This is a genomic window from Pseudomonas iranensis (assembly GCF_014268585.2).
Classification (GTDB): Bacteria; Pseudomonadota; Gammaproteobacteria; order Pseudomonadales; family Pseudomonadaceae; genus Aquipseudomonas; species Aquipseudomonas iranensis.
In genome coordinates, this window is the sequence record NZ_CP077092.1 from 5,089,509 (window position 1) to 5,108,577 (window position 19,069).

Annotated in this window: 15 protein-coding genes; 3 read left to right on the forward strand and 12 right to left on the reverse strand. The window is 60.3% G+C overall.

The window, feature by feature from the left end; all coding sequences use genetic code 11:
- Window positions 1–111 precede the first annotated feature (111 nt).
- The 7 genes from tadA to treP form a co-directional block, all read right to left on the reverse strand.
- Window positions 112–612, reverse strand: a complete 501-nt coding sequence (gene tadA / locus HU724_RS22815; RefSeq protein WP_186569493.1) for a tRNA adenosine(34) deaminase TadA — start codon at window positions 610–612, stop codon at window positions 112–114.
- A complete protein-coding gene (locus HU724_RS22820; RefSeq protein ID WP_186569494.1) occupies window positions 612–1,988 on the reverse strand; it encodes a multicopper oxidase family protein in 1,377 nt (458 codons plus the stop codon). Before HU724_RS22820 ends, tadA begins: the two co-directional genes overlap by 1 nt.
- A 117-nt stretch (window positions 1,989–2,105) precedes the next feature.
- Window positions 2,106–2,396, reverse strand: coding sequence for a PTS sugar transporter subunit IIB (locus HU724_RS22825; protein WP_186569495.1), 291 nt, complete (start codon window positions 2,394–2,396; stop codon window positions 2,106–2,108).
- A 2-nt stretch (window positions 2,397–2,398) separates the two neighbouring features.
- Window positions 2,399–4,927 carry a phosphoenolpyruvate--protein phosphotransferase gene (gene ptsP / locus HU724_RS22830; protein WP_186569496.1) on the reverse strand — a complete coding sequence of 843 codons (2,529 nt, stop codon included), beginning with the start codon at window positions 4,925–4,927 and terminating at the stop codon, window positions 2,399–2,401.
- A gap of 50 nt (window positions 4,928–4,977) precedes the next feature.
- Window positions 4,978–6,201 carry a maltoporin gene (locus tag HU724_RS22835; RefSeq protein ID WP_186569497.1) on the reverse strand — a complete coding sequence of 408 codons (1,224 nt, stop codon included), beginning with the start codon at window positions 6,199–6,201 and terminating at the stop codon, window positions 4,978–4,980.
- 107 nt (window positions 6,202–6,308) lie between these two features.
- On the reverse strand, window positions 6,309–7,955 hold the full coding sequence (gene treC / locus HU724_RS22840; protein WP_186569498.1) for an alpha,alpha-phosphotrehalase: 1,647 nt from the start codon (window positions 7,953–7,955) through the stop codon (window positions 6,309–6,311).
- 116 nt (window positions 7,956–8,071) lie between these two features.
- Window positions 8,072–9,514 carry a PTS system trehalose-specific EIIBC component gene (gene treP / locus HU724_RS22845; protein ID WP_137214094.1) on the reverse strand — a complete coding sequence of 481 codons (1,443 nt, stop codon included), beginning with the start codon at window positions 9,512–9,514 and terminating at the stop codon, window positions 8,072–8,074.
- Between the two features lie 234 nt (window positions 9,515–9,748).
- Here treP and treR point away from each other — a divergent pair, with 234 nt between their 5' ends.
- Complete coding sequence (gene treR / locus HU724_RS22850; RefSeq protein ID WP_016773346.1) at window positions 9,749–10,453, forward strand: trehalose operon repressor; 705 nt, start codon at window positions 9,749–9,751, stop codon at window positions 10,451–10,453.
- Between the two features lie 403 nt (window positions 10,454–10,856).
- Here treR and HU724_RS22855 read toward each other — a convergent pair whose 3' ends face one another.
- The 5 genes from HU724_RS22855 to HU724_RS22880 form a co-directional block, all read right to left on the reverse strand.
- Window positions 10,857–11,261 carry a type II toxin-antitoxin system death-on-curing family toxin gene (locus tag HU724_RS22855; protein WP_122747781.1) on the reverse strand — a complete coding sequence of 135 codons (405 nt, stop codon included), beginning with the start codon at window positions 11,259–11,261 and terminating at the stop codon, window positions 10,857–10,859.
- Window positions 11,262–11,644: 383 nt separating this feature from the next.
- Entirely contained in the window at window positions 11,645–13,222 is a 1,578-nt protein-coding gene (gene guaA, locus HU724_RS22865) for a glutamine-hydrolyzing GMP synthase (RefSeq protein ID WP_123444230.1), read from the reverse strand.
- A gap of 80 nt (window positions 13,223–13,302) precedes the next feature.
- Window positions 13,303–14,772: an IMP dehydrogenase gene (guaB, locus tag HU724_RS22870; protein WP_016773343.1), complete on the reverse strand. Its 1,470-nt coding sequence runs from the start codon at window positions 14,770–14,772 to the stop codon at window positions 13,303–13,305.
- A 105-nt stretch (window positions 14,773–14,877) separates the two neighbouring features.
- Window positions 14,878–15,426 carry a sugar ABC transporter ATPase gene (locus tag HU724_RS22875; protein ID WP_186569499.1) on the reverse strand — a complete coding sequence of 183 codons (549 nt, stop codon included), beginning with the start codon at window positions 15,424–15,426 and terminating at the stop codon, window positions 14,878–14,880.
- A 135-nt stretch (window positions 15,427–15,561) separates the two neighbouring features.
- Window positions 15,562–16,329: a sulfite exporter TauE/SafE family protein gene (locus HU724_RS22880; RefSeq protein WP_186569500.1), complete on the reverse strand. Its 768-nt coding sequence runs from the start codon at window positions 16,327–16,329 to the stop codon at window positions 15,562–15,564.
- Window positions 16,330–16,551: 222 nt separating this feature from the next.
- On the opposite strand from HU724_RS22880, the gene xseA reads away from it, so the two are divergent.
- Both xseA and HU724_RS22890 read left to right on the forward strand, forming a co-directional pair.
- Complete coding sequence (gene xseA, locus HU724_RS22885; protein WP_024014206.1) at window positions 16,552–17,931, forward strand: exodeoxyribonuclease VII large subunit; 1,380 nt, start codon at window positions 16,552–16,554, stop codon at window positions 17,929–17,931.
- A 3-nt stretch (window positions 17,932–17,934) separates the two neighbouring features.
- Window positions 17,935–18,756: a peptidoglycan DD-metalloendopeptidase family protein gene (locus tag HU724_RS22890; RefSeq protein WP_186569501.1), complete on the forward strand. Its 822-nt coding sequence runs from the start codon at window positions 17,935–17,937 to the stop codon at window positions 18,754–18,756.
- The last annotated feature ends 313 nt before the right edge of the window (window positions 18,757–19,069 follow it).

A 19,069-nucleotide genomic window follows, 5' to 3' on the forward strand; every position in this document is an offset into this window, starting at 1 on the left:
GGAGAGGGAGCTGATTGTTGAGCTTTTCAAAACTTGCATCCGACTCGGTATTTCAGGTCGGCGGATTTGGTTCATCCAACTCGGTCGGTCCCCTCTCCCTCTGGGAGAGGGTTAGGGTGAGGGGCTTTTGGTGCGTCTGGCGCGGAAAAACTCGGTCAGCACCGCACCACATTCTTCAGCCAGCACCCCGCCCTCATACAACACCCGGTGATTCAAAAATCCCTGGCTGAAAAACTGTCCCTGACTCTGCACAATCCCGGCCTTGGGCTCCAGCGCGCCATACACCACCCGCGCCACCCGCGAATGCACGATCAGCCCGGCGCACATGCTGCACGGTTCCAGCGTCACATACAGCGTGCTGCCCGGCAGGCGATAGTTATCCACTGCCTGCGCGGCGGCGCGGATCGCGACCATTTCGGCGTGGGCACTCGGGTCGCTGGTGCTGATCGGGCAATTGAAGCCGCGACCGATGATCACGCCATCGTGCACCAGCACCGCGCCCACCGGCACCTCACCGAGGGCGGCGCCCTGTGCGGCGAGGGTCAGGGCTTCGCGCATGAAGTCGCGGTCGCGGCTGCGGTCGATGATCGCCGCCGGGCGGATCTGGCGCATCACTTCACCTCGATAGCGGCCATCAGGCCGGTTTCCATGTGGTCGATGACATGGCAGTGGAACATCCACACCCCCGGGTTATCCGCCACCAGCGCCACTTGCGCACGCTCGTTCTTGCCCAGCAGATAGGTGTCGGTGAAATACGGAATGACTTTGTGCCGGTTCGACGCGATCACCTTGAAGCTCATGCCGTGCAGGTGAATCGGGTGCTGGTACTGGGTCATGTTCTTCAATTCGAAAATATAGCTATGGCCCAGTTTCAGGCTGGCAATCGGCCGGTCAGCACAGGTCTTGTCGGTGATGTCCCAAGCCTTGCCGTTGATCTGCCACAGGCTCGGCGGTTTGCCGTTTTCGGTGTTCACCGAGACCGAGCCGACCCATTCGAAATAGAAGTTGAGTTTCTCCGCATTGGCCAGATCCGGCTCGGCCACCGGGTTGGCCGGCATGGCTTTCGGCCAGTCCGTCGGCGCGTCGGTGTTGGCGACTGAACGTAGCGTGCCCAGACGCACCGGGCCGTTACGCAGCGACAACTCTTCACCCGCCGCCGGGGCCTTGATCGCCAGGCAAATGCGCATGCCAGGGCCGAGCCAGTATTCCTTGCCCAATGGTCGTGGCTCGACAGGGTTGCCATCCAGCGCGTAGATTTTCGCTTCGACCCCAGGAATATTGATGCGATAGGTCAGGGTGTTGTCGAGGTTGAGCAAACGCACCCGGGTGATCTGCCCGGCCGGCAGATCAATCACCGGCAACGGCACACCATTGATTGTCGACAGGCGCCCGGCGGTACCGCCACGGGCCGCTTCGCGGGGGATGCTGAACTCGACGAACTGGCCTTGCTCGTCGATGTGCCAGTTCTTCAGGCTCAGGGTTTTCTCGTACTTGAAGCCGGTCGGCTCGCGTTCTTCGATGATCAGCGGCCCGACCAGCCCGCGCCCCAGTTCCTCGCTGCTGCTGACATGCGGGTGATACCAGTAGCTCCCGGCGTCCGGCACGCGGAATTTGTAGTCGAAGTATTCGCCCGGCAATACCGGCAGTTGCGACACATAAGGCACGCCGTCCATTTCCAGCGGCAGGCGGATGCCGTGCCAGTGGATGGTGGTCGCCACCGGCAGGTGATTGATGAAACGCACCCGCAGCCATTCCCCCTGGCGTACACGCAACTCGGTGCCCGGCGCCGACGGGCCGAACGCCCAGGCCTCGGTCTTGTGCCCCGGCACCAGCTCGACGTCGAGCGGCGCGGCGATCAGTTCATAGTCGTGGCCGGCCTCGGCGTCGGCCATCTTGCCCAGCCAGTAACGCGACGCGCCTCCCGCGCCCACGCCAACGACAACAAGACCGGCCAGGCCACCGAGGATTTGGCGACGGGTAAAGGACATGAACTCAACTACCTCACGTATCAGCGACAGACCCCGAGGGATCCGCAAAAAGGCGAATACGATACACCCGCAGTTGAGAAACAGTAAGGGCGACTGCGGCCGCACGTTTTGTCGGCCTTATGCGCGCAGCCCGGTAATCAAATGCAGCACGCCGCCCTCAAGCGGCATGACGCCCGACACGCCGGCGACACTCAGGGCCTGACGGTCGACACGGGCCTCGTCGTGCAACGTCACGCGCACCCGGGTCAGCGCCAGCGGTTGCTGCGACTTGAGGTTATCCACACCGCCCAGCGCCGCTACGATCTCGGCGTTCAAGCCGGCAACCGCATCGGCGGTAATGTTTGCCTCGTCCGGTACCAGATCCGGCGTCAGTGCTTTCCAGAATGCCTGCTGCAATTTGTCGAACATGTTCAATTCTCCATAACCGGCGAGGCATCGACTTTCGCCCCATGAAACCGCTGCAAGGCGTCGCGCACGTCGGCGGCGCTTTCCAGATTCGAAACCTGTTCGGCGATGATTCGACAGTCGGCCAGATTCACCTCGCGCACCGCCGACTTGATCGCCGGAATCAACGGCACGCTCACCGACAATTCATCCACACCCAGCCCCAGCAGCAACGGCACCGCAAGGCGTTCAGACGCCATGGCGCCGCAGACGCCGACCCATTTGCCGTGGGCATGGGCCGCCTTCACCGTCATCGCGATCAGGCGCAGCACCGAAGGGTGAAAGCTGTCCGCCTGGCTGGCCAGACGCGGATGATCGCGATCCATGGCCAGCGTGTATTGGGTGAGGTCGTTGGTACCGATGGAGAAAAAATCCACGTGCGGCGCCAGCACATCGGCCATCAGCGCAGCGGCAGGCACTTCGATCATGATTCCCAGCTTCGGCATGTGCGCCAGGCCCAAAACCCGGGCTTCCTGCTCGAGAATCTGCCGCGCCAGACGCAGTTCGGCCAAATTCGTGACCATCGGCAACATGATGTGCAAACGCGTCAGCTCACAGCAGGCGAGGATTGCGCGGAACTGCTCGCGCAACAGTTGCGGTCGTTCAAGACACAGGCGAATGCCGCGCAAGCCGAGGAAAGGATTGGTTTCGCTGTCCATCGGCACATAAGCCAGCGGTTTGTCGCCACCGACATCGAGGGTGCGCACCACCAGATTGTGTACCGGCCCGATGGTGCGGGCGATGGCGCAGTAGGTGGCCACTTGTTCATCGTGGCTCGGCGATTGCTGACGGCCCAGGTAAAGAAATTCCGAACGCAGCAGCCCCACGCCATTCGCGCCCAGCTCCATGGCCTGGGCGGTTTCGCCCTGCGAGGCAACGTTGGCGGTGACTTCGATGTGCTGACCGTCACGGGTGCAGGCCGCCTCGCTGGCCTGCGCCAGTTCCTGCTGATGACGCTGGCGCTGGCGCTCATGCCGCGTGCGCAATTGATCGATGGACTCGGCGTCCGGGTGCAACTGCAATTCGCCTTTGTCGGCATCGAGCAGCACCCGCGTGCCGTTGCCGAGCCCGAGCATTTGCAATGGCATACCGCAGATCGCCGGCAAACCGCAGGCTCGCGCGAGGATCGCGACATGGCTGGTGGCGCCACCGCCAACGGTGGCAAACCCAAGCACTTTGCGCGTATCGAGTCCGGCGGTCTGTGAAGGGGTCAGTTGATCGGCGATCAGAATGGTGTCGTCCGGCAACTCCAGCGTCTGCTCGTGAACACCGAGGATCAGCTTCAGCACGCGCTGGCCGACATCATCCAGATCCGCCGCGCGCTCAGCCAGCAAGGCATTGCCCAGCGAGCGAAACATCGCCGCCGTTGCATCGGTGCTGGTCTTCCAGGCAAACGCCGCGCTGTTGCCCGCGTCGATCAGCGCCCGGGCCTGATCCAGCAGACTCGGGTCGGCCAGCAGTTCCTGATGCGCCTTGAAGATCTCCGCTTGCGCCTGGCCGCCGGCGGTGTCGCGCAGATGTTGCAGGGCCATGTCGGCTTCGATCAGGGCTTGGCTCAACGCCTCAAGCTCGATTGGCGGCTCGGCGCCAAACTCGTTGACCAGAAGCGACGCTTCGACGATCTGCATGACTTGTCCCAACGCCGAACCGGGCGAGGCGCAGACACCGCGCAGGATGTTCGGCATTGCTGCTGCGTCGGCTTCGACCGGTGCAGGCGCTGTCACCGCTTCGCCGCAGCCTTCGTTCAGCAAGCGTGTCAGCGCTGCGACCGCTGCTTCGGCATCTTCACCTTCGGCGCTGACCTGCACGCTGTCGCCATGGGCCGTCTGCAACGCCATGATTGCCACCAGGGATTTGCCGTTGGCTTGCGCTTGCAGCTTGTGCAGATGGATGGTCGCTGAAAATGCTTTGGCCGCTTGGGCGAATACTGCCGCCGGCCGAGCGTGCAGACCATTGGAATTGGGCAGGTTGATCGGCTGCGAGAACACCGCATCGCCCGGCACCGGCGCTGGATGTTCGCCAACGGCTGCGCCGACCACGACGTCCAGCACTGGCTGGCCTACCTCGACCAACCCGATTGAGCCAACGAGTGAAGCGAACGGCTCGCCGCTGACCACCAGCATCAAGGTCAACAAACTGCGCGCGTGCAGGGCAATGTAGTCAGCATCGAAGTCGATCAGCGCCTGCCCTGCTTCGACCCGCTGCCCCGCTTCAACGCGGCGGGTGAATCCTTCGCCGGCGAGATTCACCGTGTCCAGGCCGATGTGCATCAACACCTGCACACCCGCGTCACTGGTGATGGTGAGCGCGTGCCCGCTGGCCTGCACGTCGCTGACCACACCGGCCAACGGTGCGCAGAGCGTTGACGAAGTCGGATCGATGCACAAACCGTCGCCGATGATCCGCCCGGCAAACACCGGGTCGGGCACCTGGTCCAGCGCCATCAGCACGCCGGATAAAGGAGCCAGCAGCTGCAATTGTTGGGGTGTGGCCATGACATCACCTGAGCTTGTATTCATTGAATGAGCGGTCGCAGCCGCTTTGCTTATTTCCACCAGTATTCAACCTGCAAGCCGACATTGGCGCCGTGCCGCGCGTTGCCGAAGGCGCCCGTGTCGGAGAGTGCCGAGCCTTTGGCCAACAGGTTGGCGGCACGCTTGGCTGCCTGGTTCCAGCTGGCATAGGTGTAATACAGACGCACCTCGGGCCGCGCCCAGAATTCCGGGCCTTTGGGTGACCAGGTCGGCGCGAAGGTGAACTTGCTCAGCTTGCGCGTGCCGTCCGCCGCCTCGACCTGATCGTGACCCAGTTCGGTCACCAGTTTGAACTGCTCGCTCAGCGCATAGGCCGGGCGCACGCCGAGTGACAGCCAGTTCTGGTCGGCGCCGCCCTGACGAATGTCTTTCTGATACACCGCCTGGAATTGTCCGCCAAAACGTGGCGTCAGTTGCCAGTCGAAGAACTCGACGATGCGATAGCTCTTGTTGCGGTCATCAAGCCTGACGTTACCGGTATAGCCCAATCCGGTGCCCGGCCCTTCGCCGTATTGCAGCGCCAGTTTGTTCTTGCCACCGAAAAAGTCCTGCTGCACATGCTGAGTGGTGATCGCCCAGCCACGGTGGGCATCGCGGCTGTCGGGCTTGTCGATGTAACTCAGGCCGAACTCCAGTTCACCGCCCGGGTTACTGTTGAAACCGCCGACATTGAAGTCATGGCGGTTGATGTAATCCTTTTGGTAAAGGTTGTCCTTGCGTGAAAAGGCGTAGCTGTATTTCAAGCCATCGAGCAACACATCTTCAATGCCTGCACCGGTGGCGCTCTGGTTCCAGTAATAGAAATCGGAAATATGGATGTCGTTACGTTTGTAGTAACGCCGCCCTGCCCACAGCGAGCCGCCGTTGAGCGCAGGCATCGCCGACCATTGCGCATACGCCTGCGGCAAACGAATCGAGCCGTTGTCTTCCTTGAACGTCAGGCTGCGGTCGTAGCGGTTATACAGCGAGGCCATGCCGTCGACGCTCAGCACCGAGCCGTCGTCGAGGGTGTACAGATCCTGGCGCAGCTCGAGCTCACCGTACTGCTCGCACTCGTTACCGAGGCGATATTTGGTCTGCGCGCCGGGTAACTGGAAACACGACTGGCTGCTGCTGTTGACCGATGTACCGACCCCGCTGCGCAGATAGCCGCCGAACTCCAGCGCATGTGATGACGTCGGCATTGCCAGACAAATCCCCACGACTGCCAGACTGTAATTTATGGTTGCTCTCATATATGCCACCCGTTGTTTTTATTGTGTGGTTGCAGGAATTCAGCGCGCACAAATCCCCCGCGCAGCGTTCTGCGTGTTTTTTCAGAAGTTGTTATTCAGTTAAAAAATCAGGGGTCGGTCAGGTGCAGCACGAAGGATTCGTAAGGTCGCAACTGCAGCAAACTCGAGCGTTGCGGGCAGTCCGGGTAATTGCTGATCAACAGGCGCTGCTCCTGGGCTTCGTCGATCAGTGCCGGTAGCTCGACCTCACAGGCGGAGCCATAGAAATTGTTCACCACTAACAAGCGTTCCCCCGTCCCCTCGCGCAGGTACGCCCAGACCTGTGGATGCTCCGGCAACAACTGGCGATAGATGCCATCGGAGATCAACGCTTCAGTGCGGCGTAAAGCGATCAGGCGCCGATAGTGATGCAGCACCGATTCCGGGTCGTGCAGTTGATGCGCGACATTGATCTGCGCGGCATTGGCCGGCACACCGATCCATGGTTCGCTGCGAGTGAAGCCGGCGTTATGCCCGGCGTGCCAGTGCATCGGCGTGCGCCCGTTGTCGCGGGACTTCTGCATGATCGCCGCCATGTTGTCGAGGTCGCTGGTGCCGGCTTCACGCTTGAGGCGAAAGATATTCAGGGTCTCGACGTCACGGTATTGCTCGATGCTCTCGAACCCCGGATTGGTCATGCCCAATTCTTCGCCCTGATAAACGAAGGGCGTGCCCTGCAGAAAGTGCAGCGCAGTGCCGAGCATCTTCGCCGACAGCTCGCGGTATTCGCCGTCATTGCCGAACCGCGAGACCACGCGTGGCTGATCGTGGTTACACCAGAACAGCGCATTCCAGCCGCCACCCGCCTGCATGCCGGTCTGCCAGTCGGAGAGAATCTGCTTGAGCTGAAGGAAGTCGAAGTCGGCACGGACCCACTTCTGCAGATTCGGGTAATCGACCTTCAGATGATGAAAGTTGAAGGTCATCGACAATTCTTTCGACTGCGGATTGGAGTAGCGGATGCAGTGTTCGAGGCGGGTCGAGGACATCTCGCCGACGTTGATCAGCTCATGCCCTTCGAAGACCTCACGGTGCATTTGCTGCAAGTGCGCATGCACGTTAGGCCCATCGGTGTAGAAGCGCCGACCGTCGCTGTCGTCCTCGGGGAAGTTCGCCGGTTTCGAGATCAGGTTGATCACGTCCAGACGAAAGCCACCGACGCCTTTGTCGCGCCAGAAACGCATCATCCTGAACACTTCGTCGCGGACCTTGGGGTTGTCCCAATTGAGGTCGGCCTGAGTGTGGTCGAACAGGTGCAGGTAATACTGGCCGGTCTGCGCTTCGTACTCCCAGGCCGAACCGCCGAATTTGGATTCCCAGTTGTTCGGCTGGTCGCGCCAGATATAGAAATCGCGGTAAGGATTGTCGAGGCTGCTGCGCGCCTGCTGGAACCAGACGTGCTCGATCGAGGTGTGGTTGACCACGATGTCGAGCATCAGCTTGATCCCGCGTTTGCCCGCTTCGGCGATCAGCAGTTCACAGTCGGCCATGCTGCCGTAACTCGGATCGACCGCGTAATAGTCGCTGATGTCGTAGCCGTTATCGCGCTGCGGCGAGCGCAGGAACGGCGTGATCCACAGGTAATCGACTCCCAGCCATTGCAGATAATCGAGCTTGGCGACGATGCCGAGCAGATCGCCAGTGGCGTTGCCCGCATGGCTGTGGAAGCTCTTCGGGTAGATCTGGTAGATCACCGAACGTTGCCAGTCTTGCATGGCGGATTTCCTCTTGAATTTTGGAGCCGTGCAGGAGCTGCCGACGGCGGCGATCTTTTGATTTTGAACGGCAAGATCAAAAGATCGCAGCCTCCGGCAGCTCCTACAGTTGAGTTTCAGGCAACCCGGTAACCCGGACGGACGATCTTCATGCTCAGCACGCAGGTCAGGGCAAACGGCACGAGCATGGCGATCAGCATCCCAATGACGAACATCGGGATGAACTGCGGAATGATCGAGATGAAACCGGGCAAGCCACCGACGCCGATGGCCGAGGCCTGGATCTTGTTCAGTGAGAGGAACATGCAACCCAGCGCCGAACCGGCCAGCGCGGCGTAGAACGGAAACTTGTAGCGCAGGTTGACGCCGAACATCGCCGGCTCGGTGATGCCGAAATACGCAGAAATCGCCGAGGTCGAGGCCATGCTCTTGTCCCGCGCATTGCGCGTCATCCAGAACACCGCCAGGGCCGCACTGCCCTGCGCCAGATTGGACATGACAATCATCGGCCAGATGAAGGTGCCGCCCTGGCTCGAAATCAATTGCAGGTCCACGGCGAGGAACATGTGGTGCATGCCGGTGATCACCAGCGGCGCATACAACAGGCCGAAAATCAGACCGCCCACCAGCGGCGCCAGATCGAACAGCATCACCAGCCCTTCGGTGATGTAGATGCCGATATGCCGGGTCACCGGGCCGATGATCGCCAACGCCAGCACGCCAGTGACAACGATGGTGGTGATCGGCACCACCAGCAACTGCACCGCGTTGGGCACGCGTGCGCGCAGCCATTTTTCGATCACGCTCATTACGTACGCCGCCAGCAGGATCGGCAGGATCTGCCCTTGGTAACCGACCTTTTCCACCTGGAACAGGCCGAGGATGTCGAAGTACGGCAGTTGCTGCCCATCCAGCCCGGCCACGGCCTTGCCGTAATTCCAGGCGTTGAGCAGGTCCGGGTGCACCAGCATCAGACCGAGGACGATGCCGAGTATTTCGCTGCCGCCGAAACGCTTGGCTGCCGACCAGCCCACCAGCGCCGGAAGGAACACGAACGAGGTGTTGGCCATCAGATTGATCAGGCTCCATAACCCGTCGAGGTTCGGATAGGCATCAAGCAGGGTCTGGCCGTCGATGAACATGCCCTTGGCGCCGAGCAGGTTGTTGATGCCCATCAACAGGCCGGCAATGATCAGCGCCGGCAGGATCGGCATGAACACATCGGAAAACACCCGCACCAGCCGCTGCATGGCGTTTATCTTCTCGGCGCTTTTCTGTTTAACGTCGGCGATGGTCGATGCCGCAAGGCCAGTCTGCTGGCGCAGTTCGGCATAAACCTTTTCAACATCACCCGGGCCGATGACCACTTGATACAACCCGCCGGTGAAGAACGAACCCTTGACCAGATCGACGCCATTGAGCGCGGCCACATTCACCAGCGCGGGGTTCTTCAGCGCCAGGCGCAAACGCGTGACGCAATGCGCCGCCTGCTCGATGTTGTCACGGCCACCGAGGCTTTCCAGCAGCTCCTTGGCGATGTTCGGATAGTCATGGCTCATGCTTGTTCTTCCGTCGTGGATTGTTGTTATTGGCAGCACGCCGAACGAAAAATACTCGTCTGTACGAGTTAATGCAACAACTCGTCTGTACGAGCTTGCATCCGTGGATGAACGTCAGAAAAACGCGGATTCTTCCTACTCTGACCTAAGATGTTTTCCTTCGTCCGCATGGACAAACCCCTACCCTGCCCTTAAGGTTCGGGGTTTTGAGCACCGTCGGCACAGAGTCCAGCCATGAGCAAATACAACCAGATCTACAGCGATTTGCTTGCCAGTATCACCACCCAGCGCCTGGAGCGCGGCGCCCGGCTGCCTTCCGAAACCGAACTGATGGATACCTATCAGGCCAGCCGTGGCACGGTGCGCAAGGCCATCGACCAGTTGCAGGAGCGCGGTTTCGCTCAGAAGATTCACGGCAAAGGCGCGTTCGTGCTGTCGACCAACCCGATCGAATTCCAGCTCGGCGGCATCGTCAGTTTTCAGGAGACCCACCCGCGACTGGGCAACGACGTCAGCACCGAAGTGGTCGAGATGTGTCAGGTGCCGCTTGAAGGTGCATTGCTTGAACATATCAATGCCGAACCCGGCAGCCCGATCACCCGGATCAAGCGGGTACGGCGCATCGACGGCAAACGCGTCATCCTCGACATCAACCACTTCGTCAGCGACGTGATTCCCGACCTGTCAGCAGACATTGCCGAACATTCGATCTACGCTCACATCGAACAGACCCTGCAACTGCAGATCGCCTACGCCCAGCGCACCATTGAAGCCGTACCGTCCAGCAAGGACGACCAACAACACCTGGACCTTGACGGCCAGAGCCATGTCATCGTGGTCAGCAACCAGACCTTCCTGCAGGACGGCCGCCAGTTCGAGTACACCGAATCGCGGCATACGCTGGACAAGTTCTATTTTTCGGATGTGGCGCGGCGGTAATTTCCGCTGGCAAGCGAGCCCGTCCAAAATATGTGGTTCGCATACACGCTGGTGCGTCGCAACAGCGCCAGTACAATTGTTCAAAAGGGTGAATCTTGGACCGAACGGCCAATGCTATATCTGGGCTCAAGCGATGCCGCGCATCATGGCCTCATGTTTCGTGACATCGCTGCACTGACCCAGCGCCTGATAAAATTGGCCTGCCGCTGCAAAGCCGCCTGCCGACTGACCTGTTTCCAAGGCTGCGAAATGAAAAAACCCTCGGCATCACACCAAGGGTTTTAGTTAATCGAACTTACCGCGGGATTACTTCCACTTAATTAACAATAGAGACGAAAAATCTTAAGCACCATTGCCCAACCAGAACCAAGGCAAATCAAGTGAGCGAGCACAACAGGCGAAACTAGTACGATCCCTGGTTTTGAGAAGCCTTGAAGCAGGAGTAAAGAATGTCAGCGAAGTCATGTTCGTTGATCTCACCGGTAACCAAATCCCTGACGGCATCCGCCAGCAGATCGTTGTCCAAGGTGATTTCATAATCATTGAGCGAGAGATATTCCAAGCCGACTGCCAGCCCGGTGCGCTTGTTGGCATCAGGCAACGCGTGGCCTTGCGCGATGCTGGCAGTGTATTTGGCAGCAATTTCAAATACATCGTCGAGCCCGTTATAGGCTATCGCATTGTCGATTCTGGCGAGCGCGCCTTGCAAGATGGGAATATTCACACGCCCCTTCATGCCGGGCTCAGTAGTCAAGATCTGTGTGTTTATTTCAATGACTCGCTCAAATGGAAAGTGGATCAGCTCCATTACATGTCAGCCAGCTTCTTGAAGGTCTTCTGGTGAGTTCTGAGAACCAGTTTCGTTTCTGAGTAAACGATCTGCTTACCCTGATCGCCTCCCAAGTCCAGCTTCTTGGTGGCTTTGATTTTGGGCCTATCTACTATGCATACGCCATAGGTGCTCAGCTTGTGGTTCATCGATTTTTACCCCAAACGACTTGATCAGTTTCTGCTCGTAAAGTAGCACAGTCGAAAGACAGGTACATCGAGGTATCTCCGACGTCGTGCACCGATTGCTAACGGCACCGTCGCCAGGCCAGCGCCTGTGTGTCGATCCATCCAACTGCCAATACAAAAAGCCCGCAACTCAGCGGGCTTTTTGTCAGTCAGTACAGGCCCTCAGGCGCAGAATCACTCCCACTCAATCGTCGCCGGCGGCTTGCTCGACACGTCGTAAGTAACGCGCGAGATGCCTTCGATTTCGTTGATGATGCGGCCGGAAACGGTTTCCAGCAGTTCGTAAGGCAGGTGCGCCCAACGTGCAGTCATGAAGTCGATGGTTTCCACGGCACGCAGGGCCACGACCCAGGCGTAACGGCGGCCGTCACCGACCACGCCGACCGATTTGACTGGCTGGAACACTACGAACGCCTGGCTGACCTTGTGGTACCAGTCGGCCTTGCGCAGTTCTTCGATGAAGATGTGGTCGGCGCGACGCAGCAGGTCGGCGTATTCCTTTTTCACTTCACCGAGGATGCGCACGCCCAGGCCCGGGCCCGGGAACGGGTGACGGTAGACCATGTCGTACGGCAGGCCGAGTTCCAGGCCCAGACGACGGACTTCGTCCTTGAACAGTTCGCGCAGGGGCTCGACCAGTTTCAGGTTCATTTCTTCCGGCAGGCCGCCCACGTTGTGGTGCGACTTGATCACGTGGGCCTTGCCGCTTTTCGCGCCAGCCGACTCGATCACGTCCGGGTAGATGGTGCCCTGAGCGAGGTACTTGATGTTGTCCAGCTTGCAGGATTCGGCATCGAACACGTCGATGAAAGTGCGGCCGATGATCTTGCGCTTCTTCTCCGGGTCGGCTTCGCCGGCCAGGTTGTTGAGGAACTGCTCCTCAGCGTTGGCGCGGATTACCTTGACGCCCATGTTCTCGGCGAACATGGCCATCACTTGCTCGCCTTCGTGCAGACGCAGCAGGCCGTTGTCGACGAAGACGCAGGTCAGCTGATCGCCGATGGCCTTGTGCAGCAGCGCGGCAACCACCGAGGAGTCAACGCCGCCGGACAGGCCCAGCAGCACGTTGTCGGTGCCAACCTGGGCGCGGATGTTGGCGATGGCGTCTTCAGCGATCTTCGACGGCGTCCACAGGGCTTCACAGCCGCAGATGTCGAGCACGAAGCGCGACAGGATGCGACCGCCCTGCTTGGTGTGGGTCACTTCCGGGTGGAACTGCACGCCGTAGTAAGCGCGGTCGTCGTTGAACATACCGGCGATCGGGCAGCTTGGGGTGCTGGCGAGGATGTGGAAGTCTTCCGGCATCCTGGTGACTTTGTCACCGTGGCTCATCCACACGTCGAGGCCGAACAGGCCGTCGGCGTCGATGTGGTCTTCGATGCCGTCGAGCAGGCGGCTCTTGCCGACCACGTCAACGCGGGCGTAACCGAACTCACGCAGTTCGGAACCTTCCACCTTGCCGCCCAGTTGCTCGGCCATGGTCTGCATGCCGTAGCAGATGCCGAATACCGGAACGCCGAGGTCGAACACTGCCTGCGGGCAGCGCGGGCTGTTGGCTTCGTGCACGGACTCGGGGCCGCCGGCGAGGATGACGCCTTTAGGGGCGAATTCGCGGATCGCATCTTCGTCCATGTCGAACGGGTGCAGTTCGCAGTACACGCCGATCTCGCGCACGCGGCGGGCAATCAGCTGGGTGTATTGCGAACCGAAGTCGAGGATCAGGATGCGGTGAGCGTGAATGTCGAGGGCCATGACTCATTCTCATGTAGTGAATCAGAAACAACTCGGGGCTGAATGAACAGCCCCGGTGATTTAACGTTTTGCTGGAAGCCTCAACCTACGCGGTAGTTTGGCGCTTCCTTGGTGATCTGCACGTCGTGAACGTGGGACTCGGCCATGCCGGCACCGGTGATCCGCACGAACTCGGGCTTGGTGCGCATTTCTTCGATGTTGGCGCTGCCGGTGTAACCCATCGAGGAACGCAGGCCGCCCATCAACTGGTGAATGATCGCGCTCAGGGTGCCTTTGTACGGCACACGGCCTTCGATGCCTTCCGGAACCAGTTTCTCGGCGCCTGCCGAGGAGTCCTGGAAGTAACGGTCGGACGAGCCTTGAGCCTGGGACATGGCGCCCAGCGAACCCATGCCGCGATAAGCCTTGTACGAACGACCCTGGAACAGTTCGATCTCGCCCGGGGCCTCTTCGGTACCGGCGAACATCGAGCCCATCATCACGCAGGACGCACCGGCCACGATGGCCTTGGACAGGTCACCGGAGAAACGGATACCACCGTCGGCGATCAACGGCACGCCGGTGCCTTCAAGGGCGGCGGCGACGTTGGCGATGGCACTGATTTGCGGCACGCCGACACCGGCGACGATACGGGTGGTGCAGATCGAGCCAGGGCCGATACCGACCTTGACTGCGTCGGCGCCCGCTTCGGCCAGAGCCTTGGCGGCAGCGCCGGTGGCGATGTTGCCGCCGATCACCTGCACTTCAGGGAAGTTCTCTTTGACCCAGCGTACGCGGTCGATCACGCCTTTGGAGTGACCGTGTGCGGTGTCGACCACCACCACGTCCACGCCGGCGTTGACCAGTGCTGTCACGCGATCACCGGTGTCTTTACCGGTGCCGACCGCAGCGCCGACGCGCAGACGACCTTGGTCGTCCTTGCTGGCCAGCGGGTAGGCTTTGGCTTTTTCGATGTCGTTGACGGTCATCATGCCTTTGAGGGCGAATTTGTCGTCGACGATCAGCACGCGCTCGATGCGGTGCTTGTGCAGCAGTTCACGCACGTCGTTCTTGTCGGCACCTTCCTTGACCGTGACCAGACGCTCTTTAGGCGTCATCACTTCGCGGACAGTGGCTTCCAGACGGTTTTCGAAACGTACGTCGCGGGAGGTGACGATGCCGACCAGGTCGCCATCGTGCAGGACCGGAACGCCGGAAATGTTGTGCAGACGGGTCAGTTCGAACAGATCACGCACCGTGGCATCGGCCTCGATGGTGATGGGATCCTTGACCACACCGGCTTCGAACTTCTTGACCTTGCGCACTTCGGCAGCTTGCTGCTCGATGGTCATGTTCTTGTGGATAATGCCGATGCCACCTTCCTGAGCCATGGCGATTGCCAGACGGGCTTCAGTAACGGTGTCCATGGCGGCAGAAACCAGAGGAATATTCAGTTCGATGCCACGGGTAAGACGGGTCTTGAGACTGACTTCGTTGGGAAGCACCTCGGAATAACCGGGCACTAGGAGAATGTCGTCGAATGTCAGAGCTTCTTGGCTGATACGCAGCATCGCGGGGGCTCCCGAGCGGGAAAATGGAAGCGCGCCATTATAGTCAGACACCCCCTGCTGTTCAATGTAAAACTCAGCCTAATTGATAGATGGAAAAGCCCGGCCCTACAGCTCCACCTTGACCCAAGAGACAGGTTGATCGAGCCAATCGGCGAACTCGTCGATAAAGCTCTGCTTGAACCCCGCCTCCAGCCAATTATTGAAAATGAAGCCGAGGTTGGAAAACGCGCATTCCTGCAAAAACAGGAAGCCGTTGATGTCGTCCTCGTGCCCGCATTCCGGGCAGGTGAAATTGTCGGTGCGCCCTGGAAACCAGTCTTCAAGACTTTCGAACAGCGCCTCGCCCACTTCGCGGCGGCACTCGGCGCAACCAGCCTCCTCGAGAAAGCCCTTGGCCGGTGTGTAGATGCAGCGTTTGGTGACGATCTCCAGGCCATTGATCGGCTCGCCGAACGGCAGCGCTTCGGGGTACAGCACCACGGCGCGAGCACCGTCGGCGATGGCGTGGGCCATGCGGTTGCCGGCCCGGCCGCAGGTGGTCAATTGTTCTTCGATGATGTTCTTGCGCACCAGCCAGCGCACGATCGCCCGCGCCCGGGGCTCGTGCACCGGCAGGGTGGAGATTTTCGGGACGATGATGCTTTGCGAGTTCATGGGAAATCCTGCGGTGTGACTTCTGACGCCTTCGCGAGCAAGCTCGCTCCCACAGAGATTGCATGCCAATGCGGGAGCGAGCTTGCTCGCGAAGAGGCCCTGAAGGCCGGCAGCTTAATCGCTGAAGAAATCCGGTCAAGTGCTGAAATAGCGCACGATCAACGCGATGCCGCTGGCCAGCACCAGCCAAGTCACCAGGCGCACAAACGCCTCGCGCGACAATCTCATGGTCAAGCGCCGGCCGATCCACAAGCCCAGCGCCATGGCCGGCAACAGACACAGCGCCAGCATCAACAAGGGTAGCTCGGCATACACACCGGTGATGACAAACAGACTCAAGCGCACCACGGTGCTGCAACTGATCAACGCACTTTGCGTGGCCCGCGCCGCGTCCTTGGGCAGGCGGCTGTTCAGATAGATCGCGTAAAGAAAGCCGCCGCTGCCAAACAACGCGCCGAACAACCCGCCCACTGTGCCCATCGGCACCGCCCACGCTGCCGACAACTGTGCCGGCCGCGCTTTCACCCACAGGCTGTAAACCGCATAGGCGCTGATAAACAGCCCCATCAACAGCAGCAACAGATCGGATTTAAGGTTCAGCAGGAAGATCACCCCCAACGTGCAGCCGATCGCCATGCACGGCAGCAGCCTGAGCAATTCCGGCTTGGCGACGTCGCGCCGCGAGGGCAGCAGATTGCCGAACGCGGCGACGAAATCCAGCAACACCAGCAGCGGCACGATTTTCGACAGTGGCATGAACAGGATCAGCATCGGCCCCGCGACCAGCGCCGTGCCGAAACCGGCGATGCCGAATACGATGTAGGCCAAGGCGACGGCCACCCCGATGACCGCCCAACCGCCCGCGCCCCACGACCACGCCCCCAACAGCTCCATCATGCTCATCGTCCGCATCCTTTATAAGACCGCGCTGACTGTAGCCAGTAGCGGGCAGCACGACCAGATATCAAATTGATCCCATGTGGGAGCGAGCCTGCTCGCGAAAGCGCTGTTTCATCTACAGTAGTTGTTGGCTGAGCCAACGCCTTCGCGAGCAGGCTCGCTCCCACATGGGGATTTATGTCGTGTCATGGTGATTGGCGGGCAAATGCCTTTAAACTGCGCCCCATGATTAAAGATCCCTTTGCAAGACTTGGCCTGGACCGTGAAGTCCTGACCGTCAGCCAGCTCAACGGCCGCGCGCGGGTGTTGCTTGAAGACGTGTTCAGCAACATCTGGGTCGAAGGCGAAATCTCCAACCTCGCACGTCCGGCGTCCGGCCACGTCTACTTCACCCTCAAGGACAGCGGCGCGCAGGTGCGTTGCGCGTTGTTCCGGCAGAACGCCGCCCGCGTGCGCCAAGCGTTGAAGGACGGTCTGGCGGTCAAGGTGCGCGGCAAGGTTTCGCTGTTCGAAGGCCGTGGCGACTATCAGCTGATCCTCGACACCGTGGAGCCGGCCGGTGACGGCGCGCTGCGTCTGGCCTTCGATGCACTGAAGGAAAAGCTCAGCGCTGAAGGCCTGTTCAGTGCCGAACGCAAAGTGCCGCTGCCCGCGCATCCGCAGCGCATCGGCATCATCAGTTCGCCAACCGGCGCGGTGATTCGCGACATCATCAGCGTATTCCGCCGCCGTGCGCCGCAGGTGCAACTGACCCTGATTCCGACTGCCGTACAGGGCCGCGAGGCCACCGCGCAAATCGTCCGCGCGCTGAAAATGGCCGATGCCCGTGGCTTCGACGCGCTGATCCTCGCCCGTGGCGGCGGCTCGCTGGAGGACCTCTGGTGCTTCAACGAGGAAGCGGTGGCGCGTGCGGTCGATGCCTGTGTCACTCCGATCGTCAGCGCCGTGGGCCATGAAACCGATGTATCGATCAGCGACTTCGTTGCCGACGTCCGCGCACCAACACCCTCGGCCGCCGCCGAACTGCTCGCCCCGGATTCCAGCCATCTGATCCGTCAGGTCGAGAGCCTGCACCGGCGTCTGGTGATGCGCATGCGTGATCGTTTGATGCGTGATCGCCTGCGTCTGGAAGGCATGGCGCGACGGTTGCGCCATCCCGGCGAGCGTCTGCGCCAGCAGGCGCAACGTCTGGACGATCTGGACATGCGCATGCGCCGCGCTTTCGAGCGCAGCCTCAATACCCGCCGCGAACGCCTGATCCGTCTGGAAACCCGTCTCGCCGGGCAACATCCGGGGCGCCAACTGGCGATGCTTCGCCAGCGCCTCGACAGTCTTGCCGAACGCCTGCCCCGGGCCATGCGCGATGCTCTGAAACAGCGTCGGCAGCAATTGCACAGTCAGATGCAGACCCTGCACGTGGTCAGCCCATTGGCGACTCTCGGCCGCGGTTACAGCATCTTGCTCGACGAGCGTGGCCACGCGATCCGCAATGCTGCGCAGACCCACACTGGTCAGCGTCTGAAAGCCAAGCTCGGCGAAGGCGAACTGCAAGTGCGCGTCGAGGACAATCACCTGACGCCCGTCACCCTCTCTTTACTGGACTGATCCATGCCGCGTTTTCTTGCTCCGCTGCTGTTGCTCTGCCTGACCTTCAACGCCCACGCCGACAGTTACATCACCCGGCTGCTGAACAAACCGGTGCCGGGCGGCGTCGCCGTGGTGAATCTGGGCACTGCCGCGCAGGCGCCGAAAGCCACTTATCAGGGCAAACCGGTGCTGGTAGTCAAAGAGCAGAACAACTGGCTAGCAATCGTTGGCGTGCCGCTGACGGTCAAGCCCGGCGCGCAGCAGATCAGCAGTGGCGGGCGCAATCTGCCGTTTACCGTAGGCAGCAAGAAATACCCGGAACAGCACATCACCCTGAAGAACAAACAGCAGGTCAATCCGAACGCCGACAACCTCAAGCGCATTGAAGGCGAACTGGCGGAACAGATCGCGGCTTACCGCAGTTTCAGCCCGACCACGCCGAGCAATCTGCTGCTGGACAAACCGGTCAACGGGCCGCTGTCGAGCAAGTTTGGCGTGCGTCGCTTCTTCAATGGCGAAGAACGTAATCCTCATGCCGGTCTCGATTTCGCAGTGCCCGCGGGCACGCCGATCAAGACCCCGGCGGCGGGCAAGGTGATTCTGATCGGCAATTACTTCTTCAACGGCAACACGGTGTTTGTTGACCACGGCCAGGGCTTTATCAGCATGTTCTGCCACATGTCGAAGATCGACGTGAAGAACGGCCAGCAACTGGCGCGCGGCGCGGTGGTCGGCAAGGTCGGCGCGACTGGCCGGGCGACCGGACCGCATATGCACTGGAACGTCAGCCTGAACGATGCGCGGGTGGATCCGGCGATTTTCATTGGTGCTTTCCAACCTTAAAGAAATTCAACAGGGCTAATGGCCTCTTCGCGAGCAAGCTCGCTCCCACAGGGATTTGTTTATGAATGCAATCCAATGTGGGAGCGAGCTTGCTCGCGAAGGCGGCCTATCCAACCTACAAATACCGCTGCACCCGACCGCTCTCAATTGCGCCTCAATCTACCCTCACGCAAACATCAACAACATGTACTGACTTAAGCACAATAAAATCGCGCAAAATCCCGCTTTCCGGGTATTCCTCTCAATTTTTTCCGACTGCTTGCCATCCTTTCCCCTCGCGGTTAGGGTTGAAGCCATGAAAACCTCTCACACC

Bases quoted from the DNA above. Each gene is read 5' to 3' on its own strand.
- HU724_RS22875 (WP_186569499.1), bottom strand. From the start codon at position 15,426: ATGAACTCGCAAAGCATCATCGTCCCGAAAATCTCCACCCTGCCGGTG.
- tadA (WP_186569493.1), bottom strand. From the start codon at position 612: ATGCGCCAGATCCGCCCGGCGGCGATCATCGACCGCAGCCGCGACCGC.
- HU724_RS22835 (WP_186569497.1), bottom strand. From the start codon at position 6,201: ATGAGAGCAACCATAAATTACAGTCTGGCAGTCGTGGGGATTTGTCTG.
- HU724_RS22855 (WP_122747781.1), bottom strand. From the start codon at position 11,261: ATGGAGCTGATCCACTTTCCATTTGAGCGAGTCATTGAAATAAACACA.
- treR (WP_016773346.1), top strand. From the start codon at position 9,749: ATGAGCAAATACAACCAGATCTACAGCGATTTGCTTGCCAGTATCACC.
- ptsP (WP_186569496.1), bottom strand. From the start codon at position 4,927: ATGGCCACACCCCAACAATTGCAGCTGCTGGCTCCTTTATCCGGCGTG.
- guaB (WP_016773343.1), bottom strand. From the start codon at position 14,772: ATGCTGCGTATCAGCCAAGAAGCTCTGACATTCGACGACATTCTCCTA.
- HU724_RS22880 (WP_186569500.1), bottom strand. From the start codon at position 16,329: ATGAGCATGATGGAGCTGTTGGGGGCGTGGTCGTGGGGCGCGGGCGGT.
- HU724_RS22890 (WP_186569501.1), top strand. From the start codon at position 17,935: ATGCCGCGTTTTCTTGCTCCGCTGCTGTTGCTCTGCCTGACCTTCAAC.
- xseA (WP_024014206.1), top strand. From the start codon at position 16,552: ATGATTAAAGATCCCTTTGCAAGACTTGGCCTGGACCGTGAAGTCCTG.
- guaA (WP_123444230.1), bottom strand. From the start codon at position 13,222: ATGGCCCTCGACATTCACGCTCACCGCATCCTGATCCTCGACTTCGGT.
- treP (WP_137214094.1), bottom strand. From the start codon at position 9,514: ATGAGCCATGACTATCCGAACATCGCCAAGGAGCTGCTGGAAAGCCTC.
- HU724_RS22820 (WP_186569494.1), bottom strand. From the start codon at position 1,988: ATGTCCTTTACCCGTCGCCAAATCCTCGGTGGCCTGGCCGGTCTTGTT.
- treC (WP_186569498.1), bottom strand. From the start codon at position 7,955: ATGCAAGACTGGCAACGTTCGGTGATCTACCAGATCTACCCGAAGAGC.
- HU724_RS22825 (WP_186569495.1), bottom strand. From the start codon at position 2,396: ATGTTCGACAAATTGCAGCAGGCATTCTGGAAAGCACTGACGCCGGAT.